General features: G+C 47.1%; 17 protein-coding genes. 7 read left to right on the top strand and 10 right to left on the bottom strand.

Annotated features, from left to right (window positions below):
* Nucleotides 1-3 precede the first annotated feature (3 nt).
* On the bottom strand, nt 4-2,292 hold the full coding sequence (locus VSQ62_RS23885; RefSeq protein WP_334637218.1) for an alpha-galactosidase: 2,289 nt from the start codon (nt 2,290-2,292) through the stop codon (nt 4-6).
* Nucleotides 2,293-2,408: 116 nt separating this feature from the next.
* Here VSQ62_RS23885 and VSQ62_RS23880 point away from each other — a divergent pair, with 116 nt between their 5' ends.
* Nucleotides 2,409-3,326, top strand: a complete 918-nt coding sequence (locus VSQ62_RS23880) for an AraC family transcriptional regulator (protein WP_334637217.1) — start codon at nt 2,409-2,411, stop codon at nt 3,324-3,326.
* Nucleotides 3,327-3,430: 104 nt separating this feature from the next.
* Here the strand turns inward: VSQ62_RS23880 and VSQ62_RS23875 are convergent, their stop codons facing one another.
* From VSQ62_RS23875 to VSQ62_RS23865, 3 genes are all read right to left on the bottom strand, one after another.
* Nucleotides 3,431-4,270, bottom strand: a complete 840-nt coding sequence (locus VSQ62_RS23875) for a carbohydrate ABC transporter permease (protein WP_334637216.1) — start codon at nt 4,268-4,270, stop codon at nt 3,431-3,433.
* Nucleotides 4,271-4,285: 15 nt separating this feature from the next.
* Nucleotides 4,286-5,185: a carbohydrate ABC transporter permease gene (locus VSQ62_RS23870; protein WP_334637215.1), complete on the bottom strand. Its 900-nt coding sequence runs from the start codon at nt 5,183-5,185 to the stop codon at nt 4,286-4,288.
* A gap of 128 nt (nt 5,186-5,313) precedes the next feature.
* Nucleotides 5,314-6,612 (bottom strand): ABC transporter substrate-binding protein, encoded by a 1,299-nt coding sequence (locus tag VSQ62_RS23865; RefSeq protein WP_334637214.1) that lies wholly within the window; start codon nt 6,610-6,612, stop codon nt 5,314-5,316.
* 413 nt (nt 6,613-7,025) lie between these two features.
* Here VSQ62_RS23865 and VSQ62_RS23860 point away from each other — a divergent pair, with 413 nt between their 5' ends.
* Together VSQ62_RS23860 and mutY are read left to right on the top strand one after the other, a co-directional pair.
* Nucleotides 7,026-7,700 (top strand): YesL family protein, encoded by a 675-nt coding sequence (locus tag VSQ62_RS23860; RefSeq protein WP_334637213.1) that lies wholly within the window; start codon nt 7,026-7,028, stop codon nt 7,698-7,700.
* On the top strand, nt 7,701-9,497 hold the full coding sequence (gene mutY / locus VSQ62_RS23855; RefSeq protein ID WP_334637212.1) for an A/G-specific adenine glycosylase: 1,797 nt from the start codon (nt 7,701-7,703) through the stop codon (nt 9,495-9,497).
* 85 nt (nt 9,498-9,582) lie between these two features.
* Here the strand turns inward: mutY and VSQ62_RS23850 are convergent, their stop codons facing one another.
* The 5 genes from VSQ62_RS23850 to VSQ62_RS23830 all read right to left on the bottom strand — a co-directional run bounded on the left by VSQ62_RS23850 (nt 9,583) and on the right by VSQ62_RS23830 (nt 13,438).
* The gene (locus VSQ62_RS23850) at nt 9,583-10,005 is read right to left on the bottom strand and encodes a bacteriohemerythrin (protein ID WP_334637211.1); all 423 of its coding nucleotides are present in this window, start codon (nt 10,003-10,005) and stop codon (nt 9,583-9,585) included.
* A gap of 30 nt (nt 10,006-10,035) precedes the next feature.
* A complete protein-coding gene (locus VSQ62_RS23845; protein WP_334637209.1) occupies nt 10,036-10,704 on the bottom strand; it encodes a phosphatase PAP2 family protein in 669 nt (222 codons plus the stop codon).
* Between the two features lie 110 nt (nt 10,705-10,814).
* A complete protein-coding gene (locus VSQ62_RS23840) occupies nt 10,815-11,633 on the bottom strand; it encodes a glycerophosphodiester phosphodiesterase (protein WP_334637208.1) in 819 nt (272 codons plus the stop codon).
* A 49-nt stretch (nt 11,634-11,682) separates the two neighbouring features.
* The gene (locus VSQ62_RS23835; RefSeq protein WP_334637207.1) at nt 11,683-12,615 is read right to left on the bottom strand and encodes a diacylglycerol/lipid kinase family protein; all 933 of its coding nucleotides are present in this window, start codon (nt 12,613-12,615) and stop codon (nt 11,683-11,685) included.
* Nucleotides 12,616-12,835: 220 nt separating this feature from the next.
* A complete protein-coding gene (locus VSQ62_RS23830) occupies nt 12,836-13,438 on the bottom strand; it encodes a TetR/AcrR family transcriptional regulator (RefSeq protein ID WP_334637206.1) in 603 nt (200 codons plus the stop codon).
* 165 nt (nt 13,439-13,603) lie between these two features.
* Here VSQ62_RS23830 and VSQ62_RS23825 point away from each other — a divergent pair, with 165 nt between their 5' ends.
* Both VSQ62_RS23825 and VSQ62_RS23820 read left to right on the top strand, forming a co-directional pair.
* On the top strand, nt 13,604-15,760 hold the full coding sequence (locus VSQ62_RS23825) for a Tex family protein (protein ID WP_334637205.1): 2,157 nt from the start codon (nt 13,604-13,606) through the stop codon (nt 15,758-15,760).
* Between the two features lie 39 nt (nt 15,761-15,799).
* Nucleotides 15,800-16,660, top strand: coding sequence for a YitT family protein (locus VSQ62_RS23820; protein ID WP_334637203.1), 861 nt, complete (start codon nt 15,800-15,802; stop codon nt 16,658-16,660).
* A gap of 77 nt (nt 16,661-16,737) precedes the next feature.
* On the opposite strand, the gene dpaL is transcribed toward VSQ62_RS23820, so the two are convergent.
* A complete protein-coding gene (dpaL, locus tag VSQ62_RS23815; protein WP_334637202.1) occupies nt 16,738-17,946 on the bottom strand; it encodes a diaminopropionate ammonia-lyase in 1,209 nt (402 codons plus the stop codon).
* A 286-nt stretch (nt 17,947-18,232) separates the two neighbouring features.
* Here dpaL and VSQ62_RS23810 point away from each other — a divergent pair, with 286 nt between their 5' ends.
* Complete coding sequence (locus tag VSQ62_RS23810; RefSeq protein WP_334637200.1) at nt 18,233-19,573, top strand: ATP-binding protein; 1,341 nt, start codon at nt 18,233-18,235, stop codon at nt 19,571-19,573.
* Nucleotides 19,574-19,673: 100 nt separating this feature from the next.
* Nucleotides 19,674-20,192, top strand: coding sequence for a V4R domain-containing protein (locus VSQ62_RS23805; protein WP_334637198.1), 519 nt, complete (start codon nt 19,674-19,676; stop codon nt 20,190-20,192).
* The last annotated feature ends 5 nt before the right edge of the window (nt 20,193-20,197 follow it).

Here is a 20,197-nt window from a genome sequence, read left to right as displayed (position 1 = left end):
TATCTAATTAGCCTTTTTGATGACAAATATCAGCGATGCAAAATCCATGCTCTTTCTCTTCAAAGTATCCCGGTCGATCGGGATTCCGGCATACATAAGCTCTGTCCCATATGCCTGATAGGTCTTTACCGGGTTCTTGTCCGATCTGATGCCATAAGCCGCTTCCAGTCTGGAATCCACAGGGGTGTCGGGCGTCGTATCGTAGCTGACCTCATACAGTGTATCCTCGCACAATCCCTGAAGCTTCAGGCGGCACCAGGAGCCATTCACTCTGTTCAGACATTGGTAATATCCGGCAATAGCAGTCTGCTTATCCTGAGAAACGACCATCCATGCGGTCTCATTCCCGGCAAACGGGCTTAACAGACGATAGAAATCACCGTCCATCTGGATCAGTTCGCGGTATTCCTTCATGAATCGGATCTGCTCCTTTACCTGCGCAATCTCGCGGTCTTCCAACAGGTTCAGGTCCAGCTCATAGCCAAAGGTTCCGAAGTAAGCCACATTGGCACGGGTAGCCAGAGAAGTATCTCTGTGAAGCTGATGATTCGGAACGGCAGAAACATGAGAGCCCATGCTGACGATCGGGTATACCATGGAAGTGCCGTACTGGATCTTCGTTCTCTCATTGGCGTCGGTATCATCGCTTGTCCAGGTCTGCGGAGCAAAATACAGCATACCCGGGTCAAACCTGGCTCCGCCGCTTGCACAGGATTCAAACAGGATGTCCGGGAACTCGGTTGTGAGACGCGTATACAGGTCATATACACCCAGCATATATCTGTGCATCACCATTCCCTGCTCAGAAGGAGCGGCGCCTCTGCTGTATGGTTCCGTCATATACCGGTTCATATCCCACTTGATATAGGAAATAGAAGATTCCCGGATCACCTTCGAGATCATCTCATGGATATAATCTACAACCTCTTTCCTCGAGAAATCAAGAACATGCTGGTGGCGCGCATGACTTTCAAATCTATCCGGAACGCCGATCAGCCAGTCAGGATGAGCACGGTAAAGATCGCTGTCCTTGTTCACCATCTCAAGCTCTACCCACAGACCGAACTTCAATCCCAGTTCTTCCACCTTCCGGGACAATCCAGAGATCCCGTCAGGTAATTTATCAAGGTTCACATACCAGTCGCCCAGACCCCTGTAATCATCGTTGCGCGCCCCAAACCATCCGTCGTCCAGAACGAACAGCTCTACGCCGACTTCCTTCGCTTTTCGGGCGATGTTCAGTATCTTTTCCTCGTTAAAGTCAAAATAAGTCGCCTCCCAGTTATTGAGAAGGATCGGGCGCGCCAGATCTCTCCATTTGCCGCGCATCAGACGTGTACGATAGAGTCTGTGATATACCTGGCTCATCTTATTAAGGCCCTGGTCGCTGTACACCATTACCACTTCCGGCGTCTGGAAAGATTCGCCCTGCTTTAATTCCCAGGCAAATCCTTCGGGATTGATACCCATGAGGATCCTTGTCATATCGAAGGTAGTTACCTCGGCCTGTGCAAGGAAATTGCCGCTGTATACGAAGCTGAATCCATACACTTCTCCCTGGAATTCTGTCGTATCAGGACGCTTGAGGGCAAGGAACGGATTGAACTCTGCGCCGCAGCAGGTTCCGTTAAGGCCCTGGACTCCCTGAATGCCCGTCTCCAGCTTCTTAGTCTTAACATAACGCTCTCTTGACCATGCCCCGGAAAGATGCATCAGTTCGTAGTCCATATCGATGAATTCTACGCTGGCGCTTAACGCGCGTTCCAGAACGATCTTCTCAGACCCCTTCTGTAAGAAACGGGCGCTTCTGGTAATTACCGGATGGTTCTCATAGATTGTATAAGAGAGTATAAGGTCCGTATTTGTAACCTGATCATGCAGAGTGATCTCCAGAGTAGAGGCTTCTTCGTCACTCTCAACGTAGGTTGCCGGAAGAGGTTCTAAGCTCTTCTTGCCTGCAAATACACTGTGTGCAGCGTAAACATAGTTCGAGATCCGGCTGCCGTTCTCCTGAAGAACGGTAAATGCAGGACTCCGATAGTCGCCTGTTCCGTATGAAGGGTATTCCTGTCTGGTATAATGCATGGACAGAAGACCTGGTTCCGGCACATTAATGGACATCTGGGAACGCATTCCCTCCTCGTGCATGTAAGAGAAGTCTTCCCGGTCCTTCAGTGCTTTCCCGTAATACAGATTCTCTAATTGACCGTTTTCCATGATTCTGATCAGGTAACTTACATCCTTATTAGTCAAATGAAATATGTTTGTCTTTTCGTGAAATACGATTGCCATCTTATGCCTCCTGATTTTAATGTTGAAAATCCCCTTGTTATCGCGTATAATAGTATTATATGTCTGTATGTGCAAATGTCAATACGCATATATGTAAATAAAAAGGGGGCTGTTATATGGAATTTGAAGTAGGTTTTACTAATTCCGTACGATACAAATGCCTGGAAGATCTTCAGAGACGCGCTGTAGATCTTTACCTGAGCTATTGTGGTATGGAAGATGTGGAATGCGGTCACCATTTTGGCCCACATGTCCGCACAGAATATGTGATTCATCTGGTTACCAAGGGCAAAGGTACATTCCGTTGTGAGGATAGTCACTACGAACTGAAAGAGAACATGGCATTTCTGATCTATCCCGGTATGGACACGGAATATGAAGCTGATCTTGAATGCCCATGGTCTTATGCCTGGGTCGGGTTTAACGGCGGAAAAGCACATACATGTGTGACCAACGCCGGATTCATGCCCGAGAAACCGGTCATACCTATCCGCAATATGGACGTGCTCCTGAGCTGTATCCAGCATATGCTGGAAGCCCATCAGCTTACATATGCCAATGAATTGAAGCGGAGCAGCGAACTGATGCGTTTCTTCAGCACATTGTTAGAGGATTATTCCGAAGAGAATCCGTCTCCCGGCCGAAGCGGCTACGACTATCCTTGTGCCGTATACGTCGAACAGGCAATTGATTATATGCAGAAGAATTACGACCAGAAGATCAAGGTTAACGATCTGGCGGATTATATCGGAATCAACCGCAGTTATCTCACCAATTCCTTTCGGAAGATCATGAACATGTCTCCGCAGAAGTTTCTGATCACTCTCAGGCTTGACAAAGCTATATCATTGCTCAGGGAGACGGCTCTTCCGATCCATACGATCTCTGCACAGGTCGGGTATGATGACCCGCTTGCTTTCTCGAAGATGTTCAAGCAGAATTACGGTATCAGTCCGACAAGCTTCCGGGAAGCGCCGGAGAAACTGATCAAGTATGAGAACAAGAACGAGTATATGAGATCTCTGTCTATTTAAAATTCAGGAGTAGTCTTTAAAAGGCTACCCCGTTATTTTGCGCTGGTATACGAAAAACGATCGAAACATGTTTTTCGTTATTTATTCATTTTATATCGTAGTTTTTATAATTTTCCGCCGCTTGTAGCGATACCTTCGATAAACTGTTTCTGGAAGATAACGTAGATCACGATCATCGGAATACATGCGATCAGTGATGCAGCCATCAGTTCCGGGAACTTGGATACATACTGTCCCTGCATCTTTGCCAGAGCAGAAGAGAGAACCAGCATATCTTTGTCTGTGTTAACGATCATTGGCCACATCAGGTCTTTGAATGCGAACACTGCGGTGAAGATACCAAGTGCTACCATACTGGACCTTGTCAGCGGAGCCATGATGTAGAGGAAGGTCTGGCCGATATTACAGCCATCCAGTCTCGCAGCTTCCTCCAGATCGTTCGGGAGTCCCATATAACCCTGACGAAGAAGGAAGGTACCAAAAGCGGTAACCATACCTGGGAATACCAGAGCGAAGATCGTATTCAGCATTCCGACTTTACTGATCATTAAGTACTGAGGAATGATGAAGATCTGTGCCGGTACCATCATCTGGAACAGAACCAGTGAGAAACAGGCGTCTCTTCCTTTGAAATGAAGACGTCCAAAAGCATAACCTGCCATTGTTGCTGTCAATACCGCACATACTACACGGAAGAAGATCAGAAGCAGCGTGTTCTTATACAGCATCAGGAAATTCATGTTCTGCATTACGGCAGTGAAGGAATCCTTTCTCCATACTGTAGGGAAGATTACAAACGGGTCAACCGATGTTGCTTCTGTTACTGACTTGAACGCGGTAAGGATCATCCAGATAAAAGGAATCAGCATCGTGATCGATACAAGGATCAATACAATATGTATAACGGCAGTAACGATTTTTCTATTTCTTTCCATACTATCCATTCTGATTGCCCTCCTTTAGTTGTAGAATACCCATTTCTTCTGGCTGATCATCTGGAATACCGTAACGATCATGGTGATGATAAGCAGGAGAACTACGATAGTTGAACCGTAACCCATGTTCTTGTTGATGAACGCGTACTTATAGAATAAGTAAACTAAGGACTGTGTCTTGTCCAGAGCCGGGTTTGATTTGTCCATTACCATGTACATCAGGTCGAATACCTGAAGGGCGCCGATTACACGTGTTACCAATACGAAGAAGATCGTAGGGGACAAGAGCGGAATCGTGATGTGGAAGAAGCTCTTGATACCGGTCGCGCCGTCGATGGATGCCGCCTCATAATAGTCTCCCGGAATCTCCTGAAGACCGGATAAGAACAGTACCATGTTGTATCCAAGAATGGACCATACACCGATTACTGCAACGGCGAAAACAGCGATCTTAGGATCGGATACCCATTTCACATGTACGTGGAATACGTTGTTGATCAGACCGAAATCTGAGTTGAATAACCATCTCCAAACCATGGCAACTGCCGCAGGAGCCGCAACCATAGGAAGGAAGATAATCGTTCTGTATACGGAACGTCCCTTCATCTTTCTGTTCAGCAGAACTGCCAGAACAAGGGCGATCGCGATGGAAAACGGAACTTCAACAACTGCATATTTCAATGTGTTGATCAGAGACTGCCATACTTCAGAGTCTCCGAAAACCTTAGAATAATTTTCAAAACCTACGAAAATATTTCCCTTTCCGAAATCACCGGTCTTAAAAAAGCTCTGATAGATTGTCTGGAAAATAGGGATGATATTCAATATGATCAAACCGATGACTGTTGGAAGTATAAACAGCCAACCCCAAAGAAACTCACTCTTTTCCCTGCCTGTTTTTGCAGGTTTTCCGCTATTAGTCATTTGACTCACTCCTTTTTTATACGGGCAGATGCGAAGATCTGCCCGCGGTGTCTGTGTCATAATATTTTAGAAAAGCTATCAATGACAGTTTTGGATGCTATTGCATCAATATCCCCCAATATATGTGACTATTCCTCTGCTAATTTCTCATTCATCTGGTCAGCCATCTCCTTGCAGGCGTCAGCCATACTCTTGTCGCCTGTGTAGACTTCCTTCAGAATCTCATTGTCTTCATTCTCCCATGTTACTGTAGACTTGGAGTATGGACGGATTACCATGTCGTCCATCATGTTCAGGTATGCTTCCAGATTGAAGTCTGCGGAATCAGCCCATGCATCAGATGTTCCTGTGTATGCGGACATCGTAACGCCAAGCTCTGCCTGCTTCTTCTGAGCTGCCTCTGAACCTAAGTACTCGATCAGCTTCCATGCGTTCTCGGTGTTGCTTCCGCTTGCAGATGCAGCCCATCCAAGACCGTTGTAGATGGAAACTCTTCTGTCTGTTGTAGCACTCTTAGGAAGCTCTACACAATCACAGTTCTCAGCAGTATATTCGTTGTCTCTGTAAGCTGCCAGCATCCAGGATCCCTGAAGAACCATTGCAACCTTGCCTGACTGGAAGAGTACGTCTTCACCGTTCTCAGACATTGTCTCCATAGAAGGCATAACTCCTGCTTTGATGAATTCTTCAACCTGCTCCATAGCTTCGATCGTCTTAGGATCATCCCATCCGGACTCTGTCTTGTCGTCGTTGATAACGAATCCGCCGTTATCATAGATCATGTTGTAGTAACCAGCCTGGTTGTTGTCGTTCCTGAGTGCAAGTCCGTACTGGCTTCCGTCATCCTTCGTCAGCTTCTTAGCTGCTTCGAACATGTCGTCCCAGGTCCAGTCTGCAGTCGGATATTCCATCTCTGCCTCGTCGAACATGGTCTTGTTGTACCACAGAGCGATCGTATCTACGTCCTTAGGTACTGCATAATACTTATCTTCGTGTGTGTAAAGTCCCCAGATATCTTCTGGATAATTCGCAGGATCGATAACATCGCTCTCAGCGATCTTATCTGTTAAGTCAAGAAGCATGTCGTTGGACATATATCTTTCACTTTCGTTGGAGTGCATCCAGAATACATCCGGAAGGGAACCGCCCTGTGCGCCTGCTTCCAACATCGTCCAATACTCGTCCCACTTAACAACAGTAAGTTTTGTCTTGATTCCGGTCTCTTCTGTAAAATCTGCAAGGATCTCATTGATACCAGGCTCCTGGTTCGTATCCCAAATAGATATAGAAAGCTCGCCGCCCTCAGAACTGCCAGAGTCTCCGTCTCCGCCTGAGCTGCCGGAGTCTCCGCTCCCGCCTCCGCACGCTGCTGTAGAAAGTACCATTGCTCCAGCCAAACATAATGCTGTTAACTTCTTTAACTTCATAATTTCTCCTCCTTTAAATTGGTTTCGTCAATTTGACATGTTTTTTACCAGCGCTGTCATGCTATTTATTATATATGTACATGGAATAATGTTAAATGGTATCATGTTTTGAATATATGGAAAAATGTTATTTATTTGTATGGTTTTGTTATTTTTTTAACCTTTTTTGGGGATAATATACGAATTTCGCACAAAAGAATCAATGAAAATATAAGAAAACATATTGCACTTTGTATGTTTCTTTCGACATTTTCTGTCTTTCATCCAACGTTATTCTATTTCGCCCGAACATTTTTCCATGTTTCGACAATATATTTATCTATTCGCAATACGCTCCATTTTCCTTTACAAGGCAGCGCTTTCAATGCTACAATAGCTTTCAGTGATATTTATACATAAGGAGGAGTAGCTTTATGAATTTGCTGAACCAAGATAATATTGTCCACGAATTTCTGAATAATGTCGGGGATATTGTGATTGCTAACATTCTGTTTATCTTCTGTTCCATCCCCTTAGTTACCATCGGTCCGTCCCTGACAGCCCTCTATCACTGTTCGTTAAGGTCTGTGAAGGGGAACAGTTACGGGACGGTCAAGACCTTTTTCCGTGCGTTCAAAGAGAATTTTGTCCAGTCGCTCGTGATCTGGCTTGGAATTGCGGCGGCAGGTTTTATCCTGATCACCAACATCCGTTTCCTGGGGACAGAGACAGGGCAGACGGGGCATATGCTTATGATATTATCAGAAGGGCTTCTGGTGCTCCTGGTGATCTTCGCGCTGTATGTGTTCCCTGTGATCGCGGCATTTACCAGCAGTACCGCGGGACAGATCAAGAATGCGGTGATCTTCGCGTTCATGCGCTTCCCATATACGATACTGATCGTGATCATCTCGGTATTTCCGATGTATATGACTTATCAGGATTATAAACTAATGCCGCTTTGGGCCTGCTGTTGGTTCTTCTTTGGATTCGGGCTTACGGCTTACCTGAATTCACTGATGCTGTACAGGCTGTTCAGGCCTTATCTTGAGAAGGAGGAAGACCGCAGCCAGGAAGAGGCTTGTATAACGGATGAGAAGGAGGAATAGATGCACTACACGAATATCCGCCGGGGAACGTTCATAGACCGCCCCAACCGGTTTATTGCGCATATTAATATAAAAGGAAGCGCTGAGACAGTCCATGTTAAGAATACGGGCCGCTGTGCGGAGCTGCTGGTGCCGGGCGCTGTGGTCTATGTCCAGGAATCAGACAAGCCGGACCGGAAGACGAAGTGGGATCTGATCGCGGTTAAGAAGGGCAGCCGTATGGTGAATATGGATTCTCAGATTCCCAATCATCTGGTGAAAGAGTGGTTAGAAGAGGGAAACCTTTTTAAAGACATAACCCGGATACGCCCGGAATACACTTATGGCAGTTCTCGTTTTGACCTGTATGTGGAAGCGGACGGCAAGAAGATATTCATTGAGGTAAAGGGCGTTACCCTTGAGGAGGACGGGGTGGTGCGATTTCCCGATGCGCCGAGCGACCGTGCGGTTAAGCACGTGGAGGAGCTTAAGTTGGCTGTGAAGGAAGGCTATGAGGCATATGTGTTTTTCGTGGTACAGATGAAAGACGTCCGGTATTTTACGCCGAACATGGACACGCATCCGGCATTTGGCGAGGCGCTTATGGATGCGGCGAGAGCTGGCGTCCACATTCTTTCGTATGACTGTGACGTGAGGAAGGATGATATTCATATTGCGGATGAGGTACCGGTTGTATTCGATCAATTCGATCAGCGGGCGGACAACGAGGCATGTGCGGATGAAGCTGTTAAGCGCTCTGATTCGGATCTTGCAGATGTTGTGGAACCTGTCATAGCCTGGTATCGGGAGCACAAAAGGGATCTTCCTTGGCGCAGAGAAGCTGACGCCTACCGGGTCTGGGTATCGGAGATCATGCTGCAGCAGACCAGGGTAGAGGCGGTGAAGCCGTATTATGAGCGTTTCCTAAGAGAACTGCCTACGGTAAAGAAACTGGCAGAGGCGCAGGAAGATATGCTGCTTAAACTATGGGAAGGCTTGGGATACTACAACCGCGTGCGGAATATGCAGAAGGCGGCGCAGCAGATTATGGCAGACTACAATGGGGAGTTTCCGAATACCTATGAGGAGATTCGCTTGCTGAAAGGAATCGGCAATTATACGGCGGGCGCGATCAGTGCGTTTGCCTACGGGATTCCCAAGCCTGCGGTGGACGGCAATGTATTACGAGTCATATCCAGGATCACAGGGAGCCGTGAGGATATCGGGAAGCAGAGCGTGCGTAAGAAGATAGAGGAATTGTTAGAGCCGGTGATTCCGCGGGATGCGGCCGGTGATTTCAATCAGGGATTGATCGAGCTTGGAGCCCTTGTCTGTGTACCCAATGGGGAGCCTAAGTGCGGCGAATGTCCGGCCGCTGGTTTTTGCGCGGCAAGGGAGCAGGGAGCGGCAGCAGAGATTCCGGTGAAGAGCAAGGGCAAGGCGAGGAGGATAGAGGATCGGACCGTATTCCTGTTCAGGGACGGGAGAAAGCTTGCGATCCGCAAGCGTCCTTCTAAGGGGCTGCTTGCAGGCCTGTACGAGTTCCCGGGCGTATCCGGGCATCTGTCTCTTAATGAAGCGGCGGTTTACAGTAAGAAGATCGGTCTGATGCCGGTCAGGATCAAAGCGTTGGGGGAGGCAAAGCACATTTTCAGCCATATCGAATGGCATATGGCAGGATATGAGATCCTTGTGGATGAATTGGAGAGAACGAACGAGAAGGGATTCCTCTTCATTTCCCCGGAGAAGCTAGAGAAGGAATATCCCATTCCGTCGGCATATGAATACTATACAAGATATGCAGGGATCAGAGAGTAGCTTGAAGACGAAAGTAAATAGGGATGCCGTGAAACAGTAATTGCTTCGCGGTATCCCTATTAATTATGTAACCATATGACAATGGTTACAGTCTTTCGTTGTTCTCTTTCATGAACTTGTATTCGGCAACAGATCTGTCAAAGCCTTCGATATGTGTATAGAACCACTTGATCACGTTCTCCTGGACCTTCTCTACGAAAGCATTGGACGGACCTTCTTCTTCTACCAACATCTCTTCAAGCTCTTTGATGGTGTTCTTGAAGGCTTCATGCTGAGCCTTGTGCTGTTCGTATCCCGGATAGTCGATATCCTTCTGAAGCTGCTCTTCTGCGGAGAAATGGAAATCCGTGTAATCTGCAAGATAGTCCATCATCTTGATCGCGGCGGTCTTCTCATTGCTCTGTTCGCAACTGTCTAATAATTTGTTGATACGGTCGATCAGCTCCTTGTGGTGAGAATCGATCATCTCGTTGCCTGTTACCAGGTTGTCACTAAATTCTGCATACATAGTCTGCATCCTCCTCTTATGATAAATATTTTAAATTGGCTGGTGTGAAAGCTTAGGCGCTTTCTTCGCCTGAGCGGCATATACAAATGGATAGATCACACATGCCAAAGCAAATGCTGCGATCACGTCTGTCACGGAATGCTGTTTCAGGAACATGGTGGACAGAATGATCAAGACCGCCAGCAGATAAGAAGCATACTGGATCTTCCTGTGTTTCTTCAAGGCGTCGCTGTGCCAGATGGCGATACAGACTCCGATGGAGTTGAATACGTGGATGCTCGGCAGCACGTTCGTCGGCGTATCGGTTCTGTAAATGTGTCTTACCAGGTCTACGAATACATTCTCCCGTTCAAATGTAACCGGGCGCAGATTCAGCCCGTTTGGGAAAACCGTGCACAAAAGCAGAAAGAATGTCATCCCGGCGATAAGGAACGCACATAAGCGGTAATAGCCTCTCTTGTCGGTGAAGAAAAAATATCCGGCCGCTGCGGCGACAAATACAAACCACAGCAGATAAGGTACGATGAAATATTCGACAAAGGGGATATAGTCGTCGATCGGGGAATGAATCAGAAAATAATGGACATCTGTCCGTCTTTCCAGATAAACAAACCATGGCATATAAATCAGGCCATACAATAATACCCATGCATGGCGGTAGTCTTTGATAAATTTCTTAACCCTCTCGATGGCTTTCATAATAATTACCCCTTCATAAGCCTGAAAATCAATATATAATACAGCATATTCACAGTTCAGCTTAAATTATAACATGAAAAAAAGGAATCAACAACAATGTTCACCGTTTGTTAATAATTTTCATGTTGTCTTTCGAATATCTGCATATCATAATGCTGTCTTCCTCTTTCTAGCATATCCGGAGTATTGAGTGTCCATACAGCGACCGGCACATGTAATATATGTTTGAGTATCCATACATTTACAATCGGAAGGTCATTTAAGCCATATGAGATAAAATCAGGCCTTCCCAGGAAATTTGAGAATAAATGCTTGACCATAAAACGGAGGATCCAGGCTTCCTTATGGTCTTCACGCGTCAGGTCAGACGAGAGCTGGCCTCTCAGAATATGCGGCGCATGGAGCCGGAACCACCGGATACCAATGGTATTAAAGGACTGAATCAGGAAAGGACCCTGATAATGGTCAAGCTGCGCCAGCGTTTCCCGGCAGATCTGTTCGGAGGAATCAGGGATCTTAAGCTCGATCAGCAGCGGAACCTTGCCGTTTACCAGAGATAATACGTCATGAAAAGAGGGAATTATCTCAGAGGTGCCGCTAAGACGGCAGGTCTTTAATTCCTCGAAGGTCATATCTTCTATTGTATCCGGCTGTCCGCAGATACGTTCCAGTGTATCGTCGTGGAAGACTGCGAGCTGTCCGTCCCTGGTCAGGTGCAGATCGATCTCTATACCATAGCCTTTTTCTATGGCGGCGCGGAATGCAGCCATTGAATTCTCCGGTATGCCCCGCTCGATACAATGATAGCCCCGGTGGGCGAACATAGTCTGCCGGTAGACGAACATCTCCTTTCTCCTGGAGAACCGGGGGAGGATTGCGAATACATATAATATAACGATGGTTATGAACAAGTTAAGTATAAGGATCATCTTGATGGACCTCTTTCTTTTGGAAGATAAGGGAGGCTGCGGCGGATGTCTACGGCATGGCGATGACGCGTAATTTCTCCTGTTCCAGGGACAGGGTGAGTTGTGTCTGCTTATAGATGGGTTCCCCGTCTGTGTGGACAGGAAGGGGAGCGGCGCTTATGAATTCCGCCTTTCTACAGGTGTAGGTATAGACTCCCTTAAAACGTGTATGCCATCCCTTGTAGGCAGTTGGCAGCAGGGTAAGGATCTTGAGCTTAGACAGGTTGGAGATAACGATGATGTCCAAGAGTCCGTCGCAGCAGTCTGCATCTGGACAGAACTTGAATCCGCCCCCTTCGTATTTGAAATTCATGGCAGTCGCGAAATATGCCCTGTCAAAGCTTATCCTGCGGCTGTCATCCAGGGTCACAGTGACCCGGCAGGGAGTAAGCGTAAGGAGCTGGCGGAGCGCGATCCCCACATAGGTAAGCTTTCCAAGGCGGAGCTTGTTGAGCAGAACTTTCACGTGCGAGATCATAGCCTCATGGCAGATACCGGCGTCGAAGCCCATCCCCGTGCTAACGGCAAAACGTCGTTTCTTAACACCGTTCTTATTGTTATATGTAAGAATACCAATATTGACAGACAGATAACGGGACGGCCGGAGGATGTTGTCAAGAGCCGTCAGCGGATCAGTGGGCATGCAAAGGCTGCGTGCGAAATCGTTGCTTGACCCTGTGGGAATGTAACCGAGCGTGGTCTTAGACAGGTCTGCGATGCCGTTGACCACTTCGTTGACCGTTCCGTCCCCGCCAAGTACGATAATGGTATGTGCCTGACCGTCGGAAGTGATCTCGCGGACGAGTTTAACAGCATGGCGCTGATATTTCGTGAAAAATACGCGGTATCGGATATTGCGTTCGTTTAAAACGGGTTCTACGGTGTTCCATATCCGCGATCCCATCCCGGAACGGGAATTGGGATTGACAATAAAAATATACATAGAGCCTCCTCATAGATAATATCTATAAATAGAAAAGTTATATTATAATTAGTGATTGGATTTATTTGCAGGTCAGAGTTATAATACAGTTACAAGATATTATTGTTAAATGGTTTCACTACCATATTCCCTTCTAGAAATCCTTTGAGTCCGCTTGCTCGAAGGATTTTTCGCATTAGCGCTCCTTGGAACCGCCGGCGGCTGTTCCAAGGAGCTTCCATTAAAAACACCCATCCAAATAGATCTCCAAAGAACGCCGCATATTTCCTTCAAAGTCAGCCTCGCCGTTCTTAAGGCACCATTCAAAGACATTACCGATCACGATCATGCGGATATCCGTTGTGATGTCCTCAAGGTCAGCAGACAAGGATACGATACCGGCATCAATTGCTTTCCTGAGATAATCAGCTACAGTAACGATGGGATAGGGGCGTTCTGTACGGGTCAGCGGATTCAGCGATTGGTTCTTGGGGGTATAATAGTTTGCCATGAATTCGACCCCAAGCTTCTGGCAATAATGTACATAATTCAGGTATACATAGATGATGGCCTGCTTCGCTTCCTTGGGATTCTTCGGCATGTCCAGAAGATCGGGATTGATGTTGGGCTGCTCTTCTATGTAGTAAGAGAGAAGATCGTCCTTGGTCTTAAAATGGTGATAAAAGCTCCCGTTAGAGACGCCGGCTTCTTCGCAGATATTCTTGATGGAGAGCTGCTCGTAGCCCTTTTTCTGCAGGATGCTCTTGGCGGCGCGGAAGATCTTCCCTTTTGTCTCCTGAGATTTTAATTGCTGCTTGGATAATTCCTGTGTTTCCTGATTCATTATGATAAAACTCCTTGAGTGATTTTGTCCAAAGACGATTATAGCATAGCGGCCTTTGATTTTCAATAAACAGAGTGAACTCGGTATTAAGTATTCCATTGCACAATCCATGGAATTCCGATATAATAAAAACCGGAATGTTTTTAGCATAGAAAGGAATATTTTATGGACATTAATCAGAAGATCACAGAAGAACTTGGTGTGAAGAAGTGGCAGGTGGATGCGGCGGTCAAGCTGATCGACGAGGGCAATACCATACCGTTTATCGCTCGATATAGAAAAGAAGCAACGGGAACCCTGGATGACGAGCAGCTTCGTAAGCTGCATGAGAGACTGACGTACCTGCGCAATCTGGAGGACAAGAAGGAGCAGGTACTGACCAGTATAGAGGAACAGGGGAAGCTTACGGAAGAGCTTAAGAAGCAGATTCTTGCGGCGGAGACGTTAGTTGTGGTAGAAGATCTGTACCGTCCATATCGGCCGAAGAGGAGGACCAGGGCGACCATTGCGAAGGAGAAGGGATTAGAACCATTAGCAGCGGTTATCATGCTGCAGAAGACGAAGCAGCCGGTAGAAGAACTGGCGGCAGAATATTTGAATCCGGAGAAAGAGGTCAATACAGTAGAAGATGCGATCGCAGGGGCGAAGGATATCATCGCAGAGAGCATATCCGACGAAGCGGATTACCGTAGCTGGATCAGGAAGATCACGGCGCAGAAAGGGCGCGTCATCTCGGCTGCGAAGGATGAGAAGGCAGAGTCCGTATACGAGATGTATTATGATTTTGAAGAACCGGTGAACCGTCTTGCGGGACACAGGGTTCTGGCGCTCAACCGAGGGGAGAAGGAGAAGTTCCTGACGGTCAAGATCGAGGCGCCGGAAGAAGATATCATCCGTTATCTGGAGAAGAAGACGCTCCATGGCGATAACCCGTATACGACACCGATATTGAAGGCTGTGGCGGAAGACAGCTACAAGCGTCTGATCGCGCCGGCAATCGAGAGGGAGATCCGCAATGACCTGACGGAGAAGGCGGAGGACGGAGCCATCGAGGTATTCAAGAAGAACCTGGAGCAGCTTCTGATGCAGCCTCCGATTGTGGGACAGACGGTCCTTGGATGGGACCCGGCGTTCCGTACAGGATGTAAGCTGGCGGTTGTCGATCCCACCGGCAAGGTGATCGGAACGACGGTCATCTACCCGACGGCGCCGACTACGCCGCAGAAGATTAAGGCTTCGAAGGATGTGCTTAAGAAGATTATCGCGAAGTATAATATCACGCTGATTTCCGTGGGGAATGGTACGGCATCCCGGGAGTCGGAGATGTTTATCGTAGAACTGCTTAAGGAGATTCCCCAGAAGGTGCAGTATGTGATCGTCAATGAAGCGGGCGCTTCCGTGTATTCAGCGAGCAAGCTGGCATCAGAGGAATTCCCGAAGTTTGATGTAGGACAGCGAAGTGCGACCTCTATCGCCAGGCGTCTCCAGGATCCGCTGGCAGAGCTTGTTAAGATCGACCCGAAGTCCATCGGAGTAGGACAGTATCAGCATGATATGAATCAGAAGAAATTAAGCGGGGCATTGTCAGGAGTCGTTGAGGACTGCGTGAACCGGGTCGGTGTGGACCTCAATACTGCGTCGGCGCCGCTGCTTTCCTATATATCCGGTATCTCAGGGACGATTGCGAAGAATATCGTGTCATACCGTGAAGAGAACGGTAGATTCGTGAGCCGCAAGCAGCTTCTCAAGGTCGCCAAGCTTGGCCCCAAGGCCTTCGAGCAGTGCGCTGGATTCATGCGGATCCAGGGCGGGGATAATCCGTTAGACGGGACGAGCGTGCATCCGGAGACCTATGAGGCGGCAGAGAAGCTTCTTAAGAAGCAGGGCTTCTCCGTGGAAGATCTAAGCGGCGGGAAACTTGTGGGATTGTCTCTTACGGTCAAGGATTATAAGAAGCTGGCAGAAGAGCTGGGAATCGGTGAGATTACTTTGAGGGATATCGTCAAAGAGCTGGAGAAGCCGGCAAGAGATCCGCGTGATGAGATGCCCAAGCCAATCCTGCGCACGGATGTGTTGGAGATGAAGGACCTGACAGAAGGCATGATCCTCAAAGGCACGGTGAGAAATGTGATTGACTTCGGGGTATTCGTGGATATCGGAGTTCATCAGGACGGACTGGTACATATCTCGGAGATCACAGACAAGAAATTCATCAAGCATCCGCTGGAGGTCGTGAGCGTAGGGGATATCGTCGATGTCAAAGTATTGAGCGTGGATATGAAGAAGAAGCGTATTGCGCTGACTATGAAAGGAATCTCATAAAAGTCAGGGAATATTGGTGGAGAGAGGTCGTAGGATAAGATGAAGAAGAACTGGAAGAAGAGTATGGAGACATTGGTCTGTGTTCTGCTTGGGAACGCCGTCCTGGCATTTACCGTTGCGGCGTTTCTCGTGCCGCAGGGGATCATCATGGGCGGCGCGACGGGGATCGGTCTTACGATCGGACATTTTATTGCATTAGACCTGTCAGCCATTATATTTTTGGTAAATATTGTTCTGTTCGTGTTGGGTACGATCGTATTGGGCAAAAAATTCGCATTGACGACATTGATCAGTACATTTGTGTATCCGGTCTTTCTGTCGGTCATGAGGAGTATCCCGGGGATCACGGAGCTTACGGATAACATCATGCTTGCAGCACTGTACGGCGGCGCTCTGCTGGGATTGGGGATCGGCCTGGTGGTGCGTGTAGGCGCGTCTACGGGCGGAACAGATATCCTTGCGCTGGTGCTGCACAAATGGTTCCATATATCTCTGGCAGTGTTCGTATATGTCGTAGATTTTACCGTACTGCTGTGCCAGGCTCTTTTCTCGAATTCAGAGCAGATCTTGTACGGTATCCTGGTGCTGATCGTGTCTACGATGGCGCTGAACCGGGTGATGCTGATGGGACAGGCACAGATCCAGCTATTTATCATTACCGAGAAATATGAAGAAGTGAAGGAGAAGGTGTTAAAGGAGATGGATGCGGGGGTTACCATGGTCCATATTGAGACCGGGTACGGCGCGAAGCAGCAGAAAGGCGTGCTGTGTGTGATACCGAACCGGAAGCTGTATTCTATCAACCAGATGGTTCAGATGATCGATCCCCAGGCATTTATTACGATCACGCAGATCAATGAGGTGCGGGGGAGAGGATTTACGATAGAGAGAGGGCAGTAGCGTTTAAAGCATAATAATAGACTCATGAGTAGGTAACTTATGAGTCTATTATTTTTTTACGAGGTATTTGGCTCAGATTATAGAGAATCCTTCCCATCCCACACGATAGATTTATATCTGCCCGGATCGGTATCTCCTTCTGTGGAGAATAATAATACCTTGGAATTTTCGTTAAGCTTCAACTGGTCGCGCAGTTCCTTATACTCTTCATTCTTCATCAGATTATAGAGCAGTCCCATGGTCACCGCGCCGGATTCGCCGGCAGTCACCGGAGTATCGCCCTTTATCGGAGCGGACAGAAGACGCATTCCCTTTGCTGTTACCCAGTCAGGGCAGGAGACGAAGGTATCTACGTGGTTGCGCAGGATATCCCAGGAAATGGTACTTGGTTCTCCGCATGCCAGACCATTCATCAGTGTCAGCATATCACCGTCCACAATATGCGGTTTACCGTCGCATGCAACCGCGCTCTTATAGAGGCATGCGGCAACGTCAGCTTCTACGATAACGACCGTAGGCTCGTTACCGGCATATCGGTTTGCAAAATATCCCTGTACGGCTCCGGCGAGAGATCCCACGCCTGCCTGGATGAAGATATGTGTCGGGCGGTCGCAGCCGTATTCGCCCAACTGTTCGTCTGCCTCATAAGCCATGGTCCCGTATCCCTGCATGATCCAGGTCGGAATCTCCTCATAGCCTTCCCAGGCAGTATCCTGGATGATCACTCCGTTTGGAGTTTCATCTGCTTCGGCGGCAGCCTTACGGACACAGTCGTCGTAGTTCAGATTCTCGATGGTTGCCTTGGCATTCTCATTCAATATGTGGTTCAAGCGGGTCTGGGTGGTTCCAATCGGCATGTAGATGACACATTTCTGGTTTAATTTGTTTGCAGCCCATGCAACCCCGCGGCCGTGATTGCCGTCGGTGGCAGTGAAGAAGGTTGCCTGTCCGAATTCCTCTCTGAGTTTCTCGGAGGTCAGAACGGAGTAAGGAACTTCGCTGACATCGCGGCCTAATTTCTGTGCGATATATTTGGCGATCGCGTAAGAGCCTCCTAATACCTTGAATGCATTCAGGTCGAAGCGGTAAGATTCGTCCTTGATGAATATGTTCCCAAGTCCCAGATGTTTAGCCATTTGATCCAGCTTCACAAGAGGTGTCTTGGTGTACTGCGGGAAGCTCTCGTGAAAAGCACGGACCTTTTTAGATTCCTCGGGAGACAGATATTTGAGGTTCTGATCCTCTGTTTTCGGAAGTGAATTTTTGATCCATTTGATTTGATTCATGTTGTTCTCCTTTCTTTTGTATCCTGCCGGGATAGAATATATACGATATTCAGTGTAAAAAATAAGAGCTTATCGGCCTTTTCAAAAAAGGTCGACAAACTCTCTTATGCTATTATTAATGTACACAAGAATCTTTTTTTTGTCAATAGTTATTTTCATTCCAAAGTATGGTGCAAAACAAGAAAGTTTTGAATAGAATTGATATTTAGATTAAAGTTGGGTATAATAGATTCAGAACTTGGGTGAAATGCATCGTATTTCTGAATGAATAGCGAGGAGGGTGAATATGGGAAATAATTCTGCATTTAAACCATATGGCAGTTATGGGAGATCTGGTGACTGTATTAAGAGGGACAGTTATCTGGAGCAGCTTATTAACCGGAGAGAGAATGGGCTAATTAAAGTTATTACGGGTATTCGTCGATGCGGTAAGAGTTTTCTGCTGTTTAACCTGTTCTACGATTACCTGTTGGGAGATGGGATTCCAAGAGACCATATCATAACTATTGCTCTGGATGATGATCTGAATATAACTTATCGTGACCCGGCGAAATTATCCGAATACATCCGCTCTCAGATTACAGGACAGGAAGGCATATTTTATATCTTTATCGACGAAGTGCAGTATGCGATTTCTCGAGAGGAGCTTAAGGATCCGGAAAGTATCCGTCTTTACAATGTTCTGAATGGATTGCTGCGGCTTCGCAATGTAGATATATATGTAACTGGAAGCAATTCTAAAATGCTATCCAAAGATGTGATGACTGCTTTTCGAGGCCGCGGCGATTCTGTTGAAGTCCACCCGCTTTCTTTCAAAGAGTATTTTGACTATGTAGGCGGAGACAGAGCTGAGGCTTATGAGGAATATGCTTTGTATGGCGGCATGCCTCTGGTGCTGTTCAGGAAGACAGAGGAAGATAAATTCAAATATCTGTTCTCCCTTTTCGAGGAAGTATATTTTAAAGACATCATTGAACGGTATCAGATTGGCCTTCCAGAAGTTTTGAGTGAGTTGACAGATGATCTGTGTTCATCTGTAGGATCTCTGACGAATGCCAGAAAAATTGCGAATACGTTACAGACGGTAAAAGGAATCAAAGTGGATAGCGGTACGATTGCCAGCTATCTGACATATCTGTCCGAGGCCTTTTTGTTCCGTCAGGCAAAACGGTATGATATAAAGGGGAAGAAGTATTTTTCTTATCCATCAAAGTATTATTGCAGTGATATAGGACTCAGGAATGTTCGGCTGAATATGAGACAGCAGGAGGAGACGCACATTATGGAGAATATCATGTACAATGAACTGATTGGCAGAGGATATTCGGTTGATGTAGGTGTTGTTGAGATTTTTGAGACGGATGCGGCAGGAAAAAGGAAGAAGGTTAGCTGTGAAATTGATTTTGTCATCAATAAAGGAGCCAAAAAATATTACATCCAATCTGCATTGACCACAAGTGACGCACAGAAGGAAAAGACGGAGCTTCGGCCGCTTTTGGGAGTCAAAGATTTCTTCCGAAAGATTATTGTCGTGAAGAGTGGGATGAAGCCGTGGATTGACGAAGATGGGATCCTTCATCTGGGACTCTATGAATTCCTGCTGAATCCTTCCGCGCTGGATTTGTAATGGGTTTTTTATTATTGGCAAAGCAAACGTAATATATTATAATATGATCGGTAGACTATATTTACTAAGAAAGGGAAGCATGATGGAAGACAACATTTTTTTGAAGAACAGAAAGGAACTTTCTCTTGCAGATTACATGAAGGCGCAGGAAAACGGCAGAGAGAATTTGGGGACGGAGCTTCCGGTTGCGGTATACAGGCTCTTGGAGTATTCTCTCCGCGAAGAATTGAGTGCGAGGTTTGGAAAGGAAGAGCAGATAGATATATTTCGGAGCGCCGGGTTCCGTGCCGGAACGTATTTTGCAGAAAAGTATCTGGATTCATCTCTGGAACTGTCAGAATTTACGTCACAGCTTCAGAAGCGTCTGGAAGAATTTAAGATGGGGGTCCTCCGGATTGAGAAGTTTGATGAAGAGACGGGTAAGATGGTACTTACGGTATCCGAGGATGCCGATTGTTCCGGACTGCCTCTTCTTGGGGAAACAGTATGCAACTATGACGAGGGCTTTTTGGCAGGAATTCTTACTTCGTATACAGGTAGAGTTTATAATGCGACGGAGGTGAATTGTTGGGCGACCGGAGACAGGGTATGCCGGTTCCGGGCGGATATAGAGGAATAAGGAGG

The organism is Sporofaciens sp. JLR.KK001 (assembly GCF_036941055.1).
GTDB lineage: Bacteria > Bacillota > Clostridia > Lachnospirales > Lachnospiraceae > Sporofaciens.
The sequence above is the reverse complement of the archived record's forward strand: the minus strand, read 5'-3'. Positions and strand labels throughout refer to the sequence as shown.